Raw genomic sequence first — 14,777 nt, forward strand, 5'->3', positions numbered from 1 at the left:
AAAAAAAAGGACGCCCGAAATCGGGCGTCCCTGCGGATAGATGGAGATTAGTATATGAAAAGCAACTCCGAATATTTCGGCATCGGCCAGAGCGCGTCGTCCAGTTCGACTTCGAGCTTGTCCACAATCGTGCGGACATCGCCCATTGCCGCGAGCTTTTTGAGCGGGTCGGCGTTTTCCACAACCAGCTTTTCGAGCTTGTCGTTCGCGCTTGCGAGCTTGTCTACGAGAGCGTTAATCAGTTTGCCCTTGGCTTCCAAGCCCTTGTTTTTGCCGAACTTTGCGTCCGCGACGTTTTTCGCCGTTTCGGCAAGCTTGCCGAGGTATTTTTCCGCGGCGGGCATGATGATTGTCTTGGAGATGTTCAGCGCGAGAGCCGTTTCGATGTGTACTTTCTTGCTGTATTCCTCCATGAACACTTCGTAGCGCGAGAGCATTTCGCTCGAATTGAAGACGCCGTACTTCTTGAAAAGTTCGATGTTCTTCGGGTCTTTGAGCGGTTCGAGCGCGGCGGGAGTATTGGGCAGGTTGGGCAGACCGCGTTTTGCGGCTTCCTTCTTCCAATTTTCCTTGTAGCCGTCGCCGTTGAAGATTACGCGCTTGTGCGCCTTGACAATCGATTGGAGAATCTTTTGCAGACCCTTCTGGAAGTCGGCCTTCGGCAGGGCTTCGAGCTTTGTCGCGATTTCGTCGAAAGCCTCGGCGACAATCGTGTTCAGCACGATGTTCGGGCTTGCGCACGACTGCGACGAACCCGCCGCGCGGAATTCGAACTTGTTGCCCGTGAAAGCGAAGGGGCTTGTGCGGTTTCTGTCCGTCGCGTCCGTCGGGAGCGGGGGCAGGGTATCGACGCCGACTTTGAGGTAGTTGCTGTTCTTCGAGCTTTTCGCCGCGCCGGCTTCGATTTGGTCGATGATGTCGGCAAGCTGTTCGCCGAGGAACATCGAGATGATGGCCGGCGGTGCTTCGTTCGCGCCCAGACGGTGGTCGTTGCCGGCGCCCGCAGTCGCCGAGCGGAGCAGGTCGGCGTGTTTGTCTACCGCCTGAATTACCGCGCAGAGAGTCGTGAGGAATATCGCGTTTTCGTGCGGATTCGTTCCGGGGTTGAGCAGGTTTCTGTCGCCGTAGGAAATCGACCAGTTGTTGTGCTTGCCCGAACCGTTGATTCCCGCGAAGGGCTTTTCGTGCAGCAGGCATACCAAACCGTGTTTTTCCGCCACGTTGCGCAGAATTTCCATAATCATCATGTTATGGTCTGTCGCCAAGTTCAGCTCTTCGAACACGGGCGCGATTTCGAACTGCGCGGGCGCAACTTCGTTGTGGCGCGTCTTTGCGGGAATTCCGATTTTCCAAAGCTCCAAATCGACGTCGTGCATGAAATTGATGATGCGCGGCTTGATTGCTCCGAAATAGTGGTCTTCAAGCTGCTGGTGCTTTTGCGGAGGAGCGCCGAAGAGCGTTCTGCCCGTCTGCATGAGGTCGGGGCGTTGTACGTAGAGTTCGCGGTCTACGAGGAAGTATTCCTGTTCCGCGCCGAGCGTTACGTTTGCGCGGGCGTCCTCTTCGATTCCGAAGCACTTCATCAGGCGTTTTGTCTGCGCACCCAAAACCTGTATGGAGCGCAGAAGCGGCGTCTTTTTGTCGAGCACTTCGCCCGTGTAGGAACAGAACATTGTGGGAATGCAGAGCGTCGCGACGCCGCCGCTTCTTTTGATGAATGCGGGGCTGGTCGGATCCCAAGCGGTGTAGCCGCGGGCTTCGAACGTGGAGCGCAGACCGCCCGACGGGAAGCTCGACGCGTCGGGTTCGCCGAGAATGAGGTTTTTGCCCGAAAAGCGCGTGATTGCCTGACCGTCGCTTGTGGGGTCGAGGAATGCGTCGTGTTTTTCCGCGCTCGAACCCGTGAGGGGCAGGAACCAGTGGGTGTAGTGGGTCGCGCCGCGGCTCATAGCCCAGATTTTCATTGCGTGCGCCACGTCGTCGGCGACAGCCGCGTCGAGGGCAACTCCCTGCTCAATCGTATTGCGAAGTCTTTTGTAGATGGGCTTCGACAAGTACGCCTCCATCGTTTTGAGTCCGAACGTATCGACGCCGTACTGGGTGTCGATGTCGTAGGGAGTTTCGAGATTTTCGTAAACCTTGGGGGTTTCCGAAATCTTCGTCAATGCTTGTTTTCTTGCATTCATGATTGTCCTTGTGTTGTTTAAAATGGAACTGCTGATAGTGTAGCAGATGCCGTGCCAGAATTTTTCAAACGGCGGTATCGGCGTATTTTTATCGGCTTTCGGCGGTATTTTGCGCCTTTATGTTATATATACTATGCAGATTGTAGCTTTACCCCGAAATGTCAATTTTCAAAACGCCCAAACCGCCGATTTGCGCCAATTATGTTGCGACAATTTTGTGGCGCAAAAATGCAGCCCGCTACAAAATTGTCGTAAATCTGAAATGCGCCGCCGCCCCAAAATTGTAGTTTTGGCAATAAAACATTGTTCTGCGCTGGTTATTAGTAAATTGCGAAAAGTGCTACAAAATTGGCACGGAATGTGCTTGAAGTAAATCATAATTACCAAAACAAATATGCAACGAATACAAAACAGTTATTACCCGCAGCCCCAAGGGCTGTACAATGCATCTAACGAACACGACGCCTGCGGCGTCGGAATGGTAGCCGACATCAACGGCGTAAAAAAGCATTCCATTGTAGACAACGGCGTGCAGATTCTCGAACGCCTGATGCACAGGGGCGCGGTCGGCGGAGACTCGCAGACGGGCGACGGCGCGGGTATAATGGTTCAGATTCCCGACGAATTTTTTCGTGCGCAGATTTCTGGTTTGCCTAAGGCGGGCGAATATGCCGTCGGCATGATTTTCCTCCCGCGCGAGGAAGACCTTGCGCAAAAGTGCAGGGCGGTTGTGGAAGCGGCGGTCGCCGAAGAGGGAATGTCTATCATAGCATGGAGAAAAGTTCCCGTTGACGAATCGGCAATCGGGGGCGTCGCGCTTTCGACATGCCCGCGCATAGAGCAGGTTTTCGTTTCGGGGCGCGGCGAGCGCAGCGAGGCGGACTTCGAACGCGCCCTTTACATTTTGCGCCGCGTGATTGAAAAGAACATCGACGCCAAGACTTCCGCGGGCGACACATTCTACGTCTGCACGCTCTCGTGTCGCACGATAGTATATAAGGGACTTCTGAACGCCCCGCAGTTGAAGGCGTTCTATCCCGACCTCGCCGACAAGACTTTCAAGAGCGCAATCGCGCTCGTCCACCAACGTTATAGCACCAACACTTTCCCGACTTGGCAGCTCGCCCAGCCGTTCAGATATTTGGCGCACAACGGCGAAATCAACACGCTGCGCGGCAACATCAACCAGATGCGCTCGCGCGAGACGCACTTCGAATCGCCGCTGTTCGGCGAAAACATTTCCAAGGTAATCCCCGTAATCCGCGAAAACCAGAGCGACTCCGCCTGCCTCGACAACGCCGTAGAGCTTTACGCGTCGGCGGGCAGAAGCCTTGCGCACACAATGCTCATGCTTGTTCCGCAGGCGTGGGGCAAGAATTTCTACGTTAGCAAGGATATCGCTGGATTCTTCGAATACAACTCTGGCGTTTCCGAACCGTGGGACGGCCCTGCGGCTCTGGCGTTTACCGACGGCACAAAGGCGGGCGCGTTGCTCGACCGCAACGGCCTGCGTCCCGCCCGCTACACGATTTGCTCGGACGGTCTGTTCGTCTTGGCGTCGGAAACGGGCGTGCTCGACATTCCCGAAAACTTGGTGCTCCGCCGCGGCAAGCTCGGCGCGGGCGAGATGATCTACCTCGACCTCGAAAAGCACAGAATCCTTTTCGACAAGGAAATCAAGACGCTCGTTGCCCGCGCAAAGCCCTACCGCAGGTGGGTTGACGACAACCGCATTACCCTTAGCGGTATTTTCGAATCCGTGCCCGACCCGATTGTCGGCGAGAACCTCATTCAGCGCCAGAAGCTCTTCGGCTACACCGCCGAAGACATGGACATGATTCTGCGCCCGATGGCGGAAAATGGGCAGGAGCCGAACGGCTCGATGGGCAACGACGCGGCGTTGGCGGTTTTGTCCGACAAGGCGCAGCTGCTCTACGACTACTTCAAGCAGCTTTTTGCGCAGGTTACCAACCCGCCGATTGACCCGATTCGCGAGCAGCTTGTGATGAGCCTGATGACGTACATCGGCAACCAGGGCAACACGCTTGTGGAGCTTCCGTCGCACGCGCACCTCTTGAAGCTTCCGCACCCGATTCTCGCAAACCGCGACGTAAACTGCATTTGCACCTCGAAGGTCGAGAACTTTCAGGCGCGGAGAATCCTCGCCGAATTTTCGGCGGCGGGCGGCGCGCACGGCTTGGAGCTTGCCCTCGACAAAATCTGCGCCGAAGCCGAGCAGGCAGTCCGCGACGGCAAGAGCGTCATAATTTTGAGCGACAAGAACCTCTCCTACGGACACGCCCCGATACCGATGTTGCTAGCGGTTGCGGCGGTCAACAGACACCTTGTCGAAAAGAACATGCGCACAAGCGCGGGCATCGTGGCGGAAACGGGCGAGGCACGCGAAATCGCGCACTTCTGCCTGCTTTTGGGCTACGGCGCGACGGCAATCAACCCCTACTTGGCAATCGAAAGCATAGCCAACATGGTGGAAGAGGGTCGCATTAAGAACATCGACGCGGCGGGAGCGGTCGCCAACTACATCAAGGCGATTTGCAAGGGCATTTTGAAGGTAATGTCGAAGATGGGCATTTCCACGCTCCGCAGCTACCGTCAGGCGCAGGTGTTCGAGGCGGTCGGTCTCGGCGCGGACTTGGTGGACAAGTATTTTGCGCCCACGGCGTCGAGAGTCGGCGGAATCGGGCTTACGGAAATCGCGTCCGAGTCTCTTGCCCGCTACCACAACGCGCACTATCCGAAGCCGAACTTCGAAAATGTCCTCGAAAACGCAGGCAAGTACAAGTTCAAGAAGGACGGCGAACACCACCTCTGGACTCCGCAGACAATCACGCTTCTGCAACGCGCCGTCCGCGAAAACGACGAGGCGAAGTACCGCGAATACGCAAACTTCATCAACGACCAGTCGCACCACCTCTGCACGCTCCGCGGGCTGTTCAAGTTCAAGCCCACAAAGGCGATTCCGATTGAGGAGGTCGAACCCGTCGAATCCATTATCCGCCGCTTTGTAACGGGAGCGATGAGCTTCGGCTCAATCAGCCCCGAAGCGCACGAGACAATCGCGCTTGCCATGAACAGGCTCGGCGGAATGAGCAACTGCGGCGAGGGCGGCGAAGACCCCGCGCGCTACGCCAACATCGGCAAGGCGGGCGACATTTCGAGCGCAATCAAGCAGGTTGCAAGCGGACGTTTCGGCGTCACCGCCGAATACCTTGCTAACGCAAAGGAACTGCAAATCAAGGTGGCGCAGGGCGCGAAGCCCGGCGAGGGCGGACAGCTCCCCGGCTACAAGGTAAACGAAATCATCGCGCGGGTCCGCCACGCGACCGCCGGGGTAACGCTTATTTCCCCGCCGCCGCACCACGACATCTACTCAATCGAAGACTTGGCGCAGCTCATCTACGACCTGCGCAACGCAAACGAACAGGCGCGAATTTCCGTAAAGCTCGTTTCGGAAGTCGGCGTGGGAACTGTCGCCGCGGGCGTCGCAAAGGCTAAGGCGGATGTCGTGCTCATCAGCGGGCACGACGGCGGCACGGGCGCGTCGCCGCTTACAAGCATTAAGTACGCGGGTCTGCCGTGGGAACTCGGCATCGCCGAAGCCCAGCAGACGCTGCGCCTCAACGGACTGCGCGACAAGATTCGCGTTCAGGTTGACGGACAGATGAAGACGGGGCGCGACGTCGTAATCGGCGCGTTGCTCGGCGCGGAGGAATTCGGCTTTGCTACTACGATTCTCGTAACGCTCGGCTGCGTGATGATGCGCAAGTGCCACGACAATTCCTGCCCCGTCGGCGTCGCCACGCAGGACCCGCGTTTGAGAAAGTGCTTCAAGGGCAAGCCCGAACACATCGAAAACTTCCTGCGCTTCCTCGCAAACGAAGTCCGCGAAATCCTCGCGTCCCTCGGTCTGCGCTCAATCGACGAAGCGGTCGGCAGAAGCGACCTTCTCGAAACGAACTACGCAATCGAATTCTGGAAGTCGAAGAACCTCGACTTCTCCAAGATTTTCGAACAGGTCGGCGACGCGTCCCTGCCGCGCAGAAGCGCGGGACTCGCTCCGCGCGAACTCGCCGGCGCGTACGACAAGAAGATTCTCGCGCAGGTAGAGCCGAATATCCAGAGCGGCGAACCCGTCGAAATCAAGATGGAAATCCGCAACTCCGACCGAAGCGTGGGCGCAATGCTCGCAAACCACATCGCCAAGAAGTACGGCCACGCGGGGCTTCCCGCCGACACCGTGAAAATCGACTTTACCGGCGTTGCGGGGCAGAGCTTCGGAGCGTTCCTCCCTGCGGGGGCTACGTTCATTCTCGAAGGCGAAGCCAACGACTACATGGCAAAGAGCCTTTCGGGCGGCACGATAGTCGTGCGCCTGCCCAGAGACTCCAAGCTCGACAGCTCGTCGAACGTAATCGCGGGCAACGTCATAGGCTACGGCGCGACAAGCGGCAAGGTCTTCGTGAACGGCAAGGCGGGCGAGCGTTTCGCAATCAGAAACAGCGGCGCGACTTTCGTAGTGGAGGGCGTCGGCGACCACTGCTGCGAATACATGACCGGCGGGCGCGTAGTCTGCCTCGGCCCGACCGGCTTCAACTTCGCGGCGGGCATGACTGGCGGCTTCGCGTACGTCTACGACGAACTCGGAAACTTCGACATGCGCTGCAACTTGCAGTCGGTGGACTTGGAAAGCGTCGCGGAAGGCTCGGCGGACGACATCGAATTGAAGTCGCTCATCGAAGACTTCTACATCTCGACGGACTCCAAGCGCGCAAAGGAAATTCTTGTAAATTGGGAAAACGAACTGCCGAAGTTCGTCAAGGTCTTCCCGATTGAATACAGAAAAGTTCTCGGAAAGCTCGTCGGCGGCGACGAGGTGAAGGAGAAGCACGTCTAAAAAAACAATGTCGTCCGAATTCTTAAACATACCGCGCCTGAACGCGGGCTATCGGGAGGGGCGCACGGCGGACTTCGACGAGGTCGAAATCCACCCGACTCTCGAACAGGCGGAAGTTCAGGCAACACGCTGCATGGGCTGCGGCATTCCGTTCTGCCACGGAGCGGGGTGCCCTCTCGGAAACTCGATTCAGGAGTTCAACAAAGCCGTCCGCGAAAAACGCATGCGAGACGCCTACTATGTGCTCTCCGAAACGTCGCCTTTCCCCGAGTTCACATCTCGCGTGTGCCCCGCCCTGTGCGAGGCGGCATGTTGCGCGGGCTTGTCGTCCGATCCCGTTTCGATTCGGCAGATTGAATACAACATCATCGAAAACGCCTTCCGCAAGGGATACGTAGAGCCGTACAAACCGTACAGGCACACGGGCATGCGCGTGGCGGTCGTCGGCTCCGGGCCTTCGGGGCTGGCGGCGGCGGACGCGCTCAACCGCTGCGGGCACGAGGTCGTTGTGTTCGAGCGCAACGACAATTTCGGCGGACTCCTCCGCTACGGCATTCCCGACTTCAAGCTCAAAAAGAGCGCCGTAGAAAGGCGAATCGACGTGCTGTCGTCGTCGGGGATTTTGTTTGAGGGCGGCGTGGAAATAGGCTCGGACATTTCCGCCGAATACCTGCGCCGAAAATTCGACGCCGTGTGCCTCTGTCTCGGCACGCAGGTTCCGCGCGGACTGGGCGAAAACGTCGCGGGGCGCAACCTCGACGGCGTGCATTTCGCGCTCGAATTTCTCACTTCGCAAAACCGCGTAAACAGCGGCGAAATCGACGAGCCGACAGTTTCGGCAAAAGACAAACGCGTGCTGATTGTCGGCGGCGGCGACACGGGTAGCGACTGCATGGGTACGGCGTTTCGACAGGGGGCGAAATCGGTCGTGCAGGTGGAAATCATGCCCGAACCGCCCGCCGAACGCCACAGCTCCACGCCGTGGCCGGACTGGCCGTACAAGCTCAGAACTTCGAGCAGCCACTTGGAGGGCGGCACGCGCATGTGGGCGGTCAACGTCAAGGAAATACACGGCAAGGCGGGCGCGGTTAAGTCGGCGTCGCTTGTCGCGTGCGACTGGGCTTTCGACTCTCTCGGACGCCCCAAATCTTTCACCGAACGCCCCAATTCCAAATTCAAAATCGAGGCGGATTTGATTCTGCTTAGCATGGGATTTACGGGTGTCGATACGCGCGGAATCGTGGACAGCCTCGGCGTAATGCTCTCGCCGCGCTCGATGATTAAAGTGGACGAAAATTTCTCGACAAACATAGAGGGCGTTTTCGCGGCGGGAGACTCCGTAAGCGGGCCGTCGCTTGTTGTTCGGGCTATCCAGTCGGGAAAAAATCTCGCCCGCAGTGTTGACTTGTACCTGAAAAATTTGATAAAGTGAGCGCATATTAATTTATGAGCCTCCACGTAGAAGTAGCCGTATTAAACAAAATCAGCCATCTCGTCGCTTTGAGGACGAGCGTGCCAGACCTTTTGCGCGAAGTGCTGAAAATTCTCCATCTCGAAATGGGGCTGCTTCGCGGCACTCTCACCATGCGCGAGGGCGACGTCCTTGTAATCGAGGCGTCCGAAGGGCTTAGCAGAGAGGAAATCGACCGCGGGCTGTACCGCGTGGGCGAGGGCATTACGGGGCAGGTCGCCGCGACGGGCAAGGGAAAAATCATTCCAGACATCTCGAAGGAAAAGGGCTTTCTCAACCGCACAAAAGCCCGCGACGGCGAAAAGGGCGTGGCGTTCATCTGCGTTCCGATTGTCTATAAAGACGACGTAATCGGCACGCTCAGCATTGACCGCAAAGTCGAAAAAAATACCGACCTTAAAGCCGACTACCACCTCCTCGAAACAATCGCAAACATCACCGCGGACGCGATTTTCGCCGCATACTCCGCGCACGAGGAAAAGGAAAAACTTTTAAGCGAAAGCCTCGCCCTCAAACTCGAACTCGAAAACAAGCTGCGCCCGACGGAAATCATCGGGAATTGCAGCAACATGAAAAAAGTCTATTCGATGATTTCGAAAGTCGCCGCCTCCAACGCGACGGTTCTGATTCGCGGAGAGTCGGGCACGGGCAAAGAGCTTGTGGCAAAGGCGATACAGCGCAATTCGCTACGCAGGGAAAACCCGTTCGTGGTAGTAAACTGCGCGGCGCTCCCCGAAGGGCTTATCGAAAGCGAACTTTTCGGGCACGAAAAGGGGTCGTTTACGGGGGCGGTCAACCGCAAAATCGGGCTTGCGGAGCTCGCCGACAAGGGCACGCTCTTCCTCGACGAAATAGGAGACCTTTCCCTGCCCATGCAGCTCAAACTCCTGCGCTTCATTCAGGAGCACACTTTCTACCGCGTGGGCGGAAACGAGGAACGCAGGGTTGACGTGCGCATTATCGCCGCAACCAGCCGCAACCTCGAAGAGATGATACGCGCGGGAACTTTCCGCGAAGACTTGTACTACCGCCTCAATGTCTTCCCGATTTACATGCCCGCGCTCAGAAACAGAAAAAGCGATATCGTGCTGCTCGCGGAACATTTTTTGAGGAAATATAATAATATACACTCAAAACAGATAATCAGGATTTCTACCCCAGCAATAAATATGATGACTTCATATTATTGGCCGGGGAATGTCCGCGAGCTTGAAAACTGCATAGAGTACGCAGTCCTCAATACCTCCGACAACGTAATCAGCGGATACAATCTGCCGCCGTCCCTGCAAACCGCCGAAAACACCGAAACTTCGCTGACCTCGGCGACCGCGGGCGGAGACTACGAGTCGCTTGTGTCGAGCTTCGAAAAGGAGCTGATTGTGGAGGCCCTGAAACTCAAAAAGGGCAACGCCTCCGCCGCCGCCAAACACCTCGGCGCAACGCAGCGGGTAATCCTCTACAAAATCAAAAAACTCGGAATCAACCCCGAACTCTATAAGTAGACAACCCCGTTTGCGCGTTTCCGCGCGGGCGTGGGCGACTTTTGCGCGGGGCGTTTGCGTTTCTGGTTGCAATGCCTCTGCCGCCTGCTAAAATCGTCCGCATGTTTAAAGCTTTTAATTTTGCGGTTTGCGCGGGCGCGGCGGTTTTGTTGGCGGGGTGCGCGGCTTCTCCCAAGAAAGTCGTTTTTGTTTCGGGTAATTCAATCCACCTGTGGGGCGACCACGAGCACGCCATCATGTGCGAAGAACTCGTCGGCATGGTCAACGAGTCGATGGGCGGGAAAGTCCGCGCCGAATGGCTCGATACCGAAAAAACTCCCGACCTCTCCGCGCTCGCCGACGCCGACGCCATCGTGATTTCGACCGAGGGCGAGAAAAACCACCCGTTCGCCGGCAAAACCGACCTGCTCGAAAAACTCAACGCCAAGGGCGTGAACATCGGCGCATTCCACTACACGCTCATGTTCGACTCTCCCGCCGACAACGCCGCGTTCGATTCGCTGATTGGCGGGCACTATCAAAATGGCTTTTCCTACAATCCGTTCTACGCCGCCGATTTCAGGCTCGGCTCGCACCCCGCGCTCAGCGGCGTCAAACCGTTTTCGATTTACGACGAGTGGCACTTCAACATAGCGTTCTCAAAAAACGCGGCGCAGAAAATCACGCCGCTGATTCAAACGCAGGTTCCAGACAAAATCCGCAAACGCCGCAGCGCGCCGAAATCGGTGCAGGCCGAGCTGGGGAAGGGCAGGTTCGAGACAATCGCGTGGGTTGTAGAAAACCCCAACGGCACGCGCGGCTTCGGAATCATGGGCGGGCACGTTCCGTGGACGCTCGCGCAAAAAGACTATCGGAAGCTCGTGCTGAACACGATTGCGTGGCTTGCCGAAATCGACATTCCCGAAAACGGCTACGACGCCTCCTTGCCGCCGTTTGAAAGCCTTGCCGCAAAAATTAAGAAGCCGAAACGCGGCGACTACGACTATTATATAAAGGATTGGAGCGACCTCGACGCCAAGTGGCGCGCTGAAAAATAGGAAATCTTTCTCGAAACAACAACAACAATCAGGAGGGAATCAAATTATGAGAATATCTGTTATTGAGGGCGGGCTGGCGGCTTTTGCGCTTTGCGCGGTTTCGGCGTTTGCGTCGGAGATAAAAATTCCGAAAAACGGCGCGGAGGACACGCAGGGAATTATGGCGAAGTCGTACTGGGAACAGTGGAACGGCGACCTTAACTCCGACATTGACCGCGATATCGAGGCAAACCGCAAGGCAGACGCAACGCTTTATGTCGGCAAAATCGCGGCGGGAACAAAGGTGAAAGTCGCGCAGATTTCGCACGAATTCTATTTCGGGGCGCACATCTTCAACTTCGACCAGCTTGGCGACAAAACGCTCAACGCAAAATACAAGTCGCTCTTCGGCACGCTCTTCAATTCGGCGACGGTCGCATTCTACTGGGGCAAGTTCGAAATGCAGGACGGCCGCATGCGCACAGCGGGCGAATACTGGGACTCTCAGGATTTCTGGGCAAACGCCGAAAATCCCAAGACGCAAATCCACTGGCGGCGCCCGCCGACCGACCCCGTCGTGAACTTTTTGAAAGACAGGGGCGTGCGCGTCCACGGGCACGCGCTGATATGGGGTAATAAAACTTATCAAATTCCGGTTTGGCTCTACGACAAGTGCCTTACCGACGACGAACGCGAAAAATTCTCAAAACTTATCAAAACGCCTATGAAAGACGGCGTGAAAGTCGTCCGCGAACAATACACTCCGCTTTACAGGAAAATGTCCGCCGCCGACCTCGACGCCTACATTCCAGACTTCGGCAAAAACCTCAAACGCCAGTTCGCCCGCCGCATTGCCCGCCTTGCCGAATACTACGGCGACAAAATCGAAAGCTGGGACGTCGTCAACGAGAGCCTTGAAGACTTCGCCGACGGACATATGAACGTTGGCGGAATTTTCTCCAAGGGCGTCCGCTACGGAATTTTGCCCGCCGACTACGCCTACGACGGCTTCCAAGTTGCGCAAAAAGCGTTCCCGCAGAGCGTAAAACTCAACATCAACGAAAACCCCTACGGGCCGTTCCGCCTTGAAAAATACGACACTCAGATTCGCGACCTCGTCGCCCGCGGCTGCAAAATCGACGTCGTCGGCTGGCAAATGCACCTTTTCAAGCCCGAGGTCGTGAAGCTAATCGCCGACGGCAAGCCGACCGACAACAAACGCTTCCGGCTCGACATTCTGAAAATTTCGCCCCAACACATGCGCGAGGCGTTCGAAATGGTCGAACGCGCAAACCGCCCGATTCACATGAGCGAAATCACAATCAGTGCGCCCGATAATACCGAACGCGGAAAAATGATACAGGCTATCATTACGCGCAACCTGTATAGAATGTGGTTTAGCCGGAAGTCGGTGGTCGGAATAACGTGGTGGAACGTCGTTGACGATTGCGGCGCACCGGGCGAACCGTCGATTTCGGGTCTTTTCACCCGCGAGATGAACCCGAAACCCGCATACTACGCGCTATCGGAACTTGTGGAAAATGAGTGGCGAACGAATTTGGAAGCCGAGCCGAACGAAAACGGCGAAATAAAATTCAGGGGCTTCAAGGGGAAATACAGAGTGTCGTGGACGACCGAAAAGGGAGAGGAAAAATCCGCCTTCATCACGGTAAAATAGGGCGGCGGAACGCAGACTCTTAGTTGAAAAAATAGCGGGCTTCAAGCCTCTCAATGCCGTGCATGTTGACATAGCGCGAACGCAAAAGCGCGATGTCTGCATGCCCCATGTTCAGCTGTAAACGCGGCAGGTCGGAATAACGTTTGGCGTGGAAACTGGCGTAGGTGTGGCGGAGCACGTCGCAAACCCAGAGCTTGCGGAATCCCGAAATGTCGCGGATTCTGCGCCAGCGGCGCACCCAGCCCGTCGGGCAGATTTTAGACTCCTCCGATTCGGGGCATACCGCATTCAAGAGCCTGTTCAGGACGGGCGGAATTTCGACCTGCCGCACCCCGCCTGTCTTTGAGCATTGCGAACGCACGGTTATGACGTTTTCGGAGGTATCGATGTCGCGCCAGAGCAGGCGGCGCACTTCGCGCGGGCGGATTCCCGTGTAAATGAGAATCGCGGCGGCGACGGCGCATTGCGGACTTTCCTTGCGGGCGTTTTTTATCAGACGCCTTATCTGGAAAAGTTTTAGCGGAACAATCTCCCTTTCAACTACCTTGCGGCGTTCGATGTGCTTGATGGGGTTGACGTCGCACCAGTCGCGGCGGATTGCAAATTCGAACAAAGCGTGCAACATTGCCCGTCCTTTGTTTTGCTGGGGAAGGGTTGAGAACGCGGAATTGAGCCAAGTTTCGCACTCTAACACCGTAAGCTCCGAAAAATTGCGCTTGGAAAGTTCGGGATTCGCGCGTAAAAGACGGTTGCCGATGCAGCGGATGTCGCGAATAGAGTCGTGCCGCAAGTGCTGCTTGCTCTGATAGTAAATGGCGAACCCCTCCTCAAACGACATCTCCGTCGAGCGCATGTGCCGCACTCCGTTTTCGATTACCTTGCTTATGAACTGGGCGTCGGTCAACTTCGAGCCAGCAGGCTTTGCGTCTAAAATGTTGCGGATAAAACGCGCACAATCAATAGCCGAAACCTCGACATGCCCTAAAACGTCCGAAATAGAATTGAGTATAGTGTCCATCGTATTTAAAATACGAGTGTCAAATCTAAATTGCAAAAAAACTTTTGAAGTATTTGAAAAACGGCGATTAGACGCGGTTTTTGTTCCGCACATATTGTAGTATTCCGCCGTCCCGCCGCCGAAAACCGATTTCTTTTAAATTTTGCGAATCAATGTATTGTAATCAAATCAATGTATGTCGTATTTTAAATACGATAGTCATTTTTCAGTTTTTTTACTCCTATGGACTACGAAAAATTTATAGAGGAAATTCGAAAGATGCTTTCCGAGTATTCGGGAAACAAGTTGCTTGTACCCACATTAGGCGGAAAGTCTTTGTTCTTGGTTTGTATATCCGAGGGCAAACTTAAAATTGTTAATAAGGAGTGTAAGCCGTATTCATTCAGGGCTGACGAATACGAGGCTATAAAACAAAGGTTTGTTGAATCGCCAGTTTTTGCGTCGTTGAAGACGTGCAATTATACAAATACAAAGGGCAGCAGCGCGCGTTGCATAGGCTGGCGCGCCGAGAACGGCAATGGAAACGAAATATACTGGGGATACCTGCCCGCGGTTTTTCGCGAGCTTTACGCGCGTGAAGGAGTCTGCGTGGGAAATACCCCAAACTATCAGTCGGCGGATATGCGCTCATATGTTCCTGCCGATTGGAACGCCTTTGTCCGCACGGTAGATGTATGTAAAATATTGGAGTCTATTTCATATAACTCGTATAAGTTTAATATAACCGTCAGCGCACAGACTTTCGCGTCAGCTAAAAACGAAGTGCTGAAACTTTTGACCGGCGGTACTTGGCATGCCATCTGCAACCTTTGGAACGATGCCTTGTGCACAATAGGAGACGAAGTTTTGCGCTATGTGATTTTGTTTATTATGGGAGAAATGAGGGAAATAATTGTCGAGAAATTAAAAAAGTGGCGAACCCAAAGAAAAATAAACAAACACCCGAGCCGCAACTGCAATAACTGCGATAAAGCATCAAAATAGGACTATG

At 55.5% G+C, this 14,777-nt stretch carries 9 protein-coding genes; 7 read left to right on the top strand and 2 right to left on the bottom strand.

Annotation, left to right across the window (positions count from 1 at the left end; translation table 11 throughout):
• Positions 1 to 47: 47 nt before the first annotated feature.
• Entirely contained in the window at positions 48 to 2,186 is a 2,139-nt protein-coding gene (locus P3B99_000430) for a glutamine synthetase III (GenBank protein WYJ07596.1), read from the bottom strand.
• Positions 2,187 to 2,232: 46 nt separating this feature from the next.
• Between P3B99_000430 and P3B99_000435 the strand changes: the two genes are divergently transcribed.
• The 6 genes from P3B99_000435 to P3B99_000460 all read left to right on the top strand — a co-directional run bounded on the left by P3B99_000435 (position 2,233) and on the right by P3B99_000460 (position 12,768).
• Positions 2,233 to 2,559, top strand: a complete 327-nt coding sequence (locus P3B99_000435) for a hypothetical protein (GenBank protein WYJ07597.1) — start codon at positions 2,233 to 2,235, stop codon at positions 2,557 to 2,559.
• A gap of 21 nt (positions 2,560 to 2,580) precedes the next feature.
• On the top strand, positions 2,581 to 7,101 hold the full coding sequence (gene gltB, locus P3B99_000440) for a glutamate synthase large subunit (GenBank protein ID WYJ07598.1): 4,521 nt from the start codon (positions 2,581 to 2,583) through the stop codon (positions 7,099 to 7,101).
• A gap of 7 nt (positions 7,102 to 7,108) precedes the next feature.
• Positions 7,109 to 8,533 (top strand): glutamate synthase subunit beta, encoded by a 1,425-nt coding sequence (locus P3B99_000445; GenBank protein ID WYJ07599.1) that lies wholly within the window; start codon positions 7,109 to 7,111, stop codon positions 8,531 to 8,533.
• Positions 8,534 to 8,547: 14 nt separating this feature from the next.
• Positions 8,548 to 10,074 (top strand): sigma 54-interacting transcriptional regulator, encoded by a 1,527-nt coding sequence (locus P3B99_000450; protein ID WYJ07600.1) that lies wholly within the window; start codon positions 8,548 to 8,550, stop codon positions 10,072 to 10,074.
• Between the two features lie 101 nt (positions 10,075 to 10,175).
• A complete protein-coding gene (locus P3B99_000455) occupies positions 10,176 to 11,111 on the top strand; it encodes a ThuA domain-containing protein (protein WYJ07601.1) in 936 nt (311 codons plus the stop codon).
• Between the two features lie 46 nt (positions 11,112 to 11,157).
• Positions 11,158 to 12,768, top strand: a complete 1,611-nt coding sequence (locus P3B99_000460; GenBank protein ID WYJ07602.1) for an endo-1,4-beta-xylanase — start codon at positions 11,158 to 11,160, stop codon at positions 12,766 to 12,768.
• A gap of 19 nt (positions 12,769 to 12,787) precedes the next feature.
• Here the strand turns inward: P3B99_000460 and P3B99_000465 are convergent, their stop codons facing one another.
• Entirely contained in the window at positions 12,788 to 13,786 is a 999-nt protein-coding gene (locus P3B99_000465) for a tyrosine-type recombinase/integrase (protein WYJ07603.1), read from the bottom strand.
• 222 nt (positions 13,787 to 14,008) lie between these two features.
• Here P3B99_000465 and P3B99_000470 point away from each other — a divergent pair, with 222 nt between their 5' ends.
• A complete protein-coding gene (locus tag P3B99_000470; protein WYJ07604.1) occupies positions 14,009 to 14,770 on the top strand; it encodes a hypothetical protein in 762 nt (253 codons plus the stop codon).
• Positions 14,771 to 14,777 lie beyond the last annotated feature (7 nt).

Source organism: Opitutia bacterium KCR 482 (assembly GCA_029269845.2).
In the GTDB taxonomy this organism is placed as follows: domain Bacteria; phylum Verrucomicrobiota; class Verrucomicrobiia; order Opitutales; family Intestinicryptomonadaceae; genus Merdousia.

Excerpts from the sequence above, each read along its gene's own strand:
- gltB (WYJ07598.1), top strand. The coding sequence starts at position 2,581 with ATGCAACGAATACAAAACAGTTATTACCCGCAGCCCCAAGGGCTGTAC.
- P3B99_000460 (WYJ07602.1), top strand. The coding sequence starts at position 11,158 with ATGAGAATATCTGTTATTGAGGGCGGGCTGGCGGCTTTTGCGCTTTGC.
- P3B99_000435 (WYJ07597.1), top strand. The coding sequence starts at position 2,233 with ATGCCGTGCCAGAATTTTTCAAACGGCGGTATCGGCGTATTTTTATCG.
- P3B99_000445 (WYJ07599.1), top strand. The coding sequence starts at position 7,109 with ATGTCGTCCGAATTCTTAAACATACCGCGCCTGAACGCGGGCTATCGG.
- P3B99_000470 (WYJ07604.1), top strand. The coding sequence starts at position 14,009 with ATGGACTACGAAAAATTTATAGAGGAAATTCGAAAGATGCTTTCCGAG.
- P3B99_000465 (WYJ07603.1), bottom strand. The coding sequence starts at position 13,786 with ATGGACACTATACTCAATTCTATTTCGGACGTTTTAGGGCATGTCGAG.
- P3B99_000430 (WYJ07596.1), bottom strand. The coding sequence starts at position 2,186 with ATGAATGCAAGAAAACAAGCATTGACGAAGATTTCGGAAACCCCCAAG.
- P3B99_000450 (WYJ07600.1), top strand. The coding sequence starts at position 8,548 with ATGAGCCTCCACGTAGAAGTAGCCGTATTAAACAAAATCAGCCATCTC.
- P3B99_000455 (WYJ07601.1), top strand. The coding sequence starts at position 10,176 with ATGTTTAAAGCTTTTAATTTTGCGGTTTGCGCGGGCGCGGCGGTTTTG.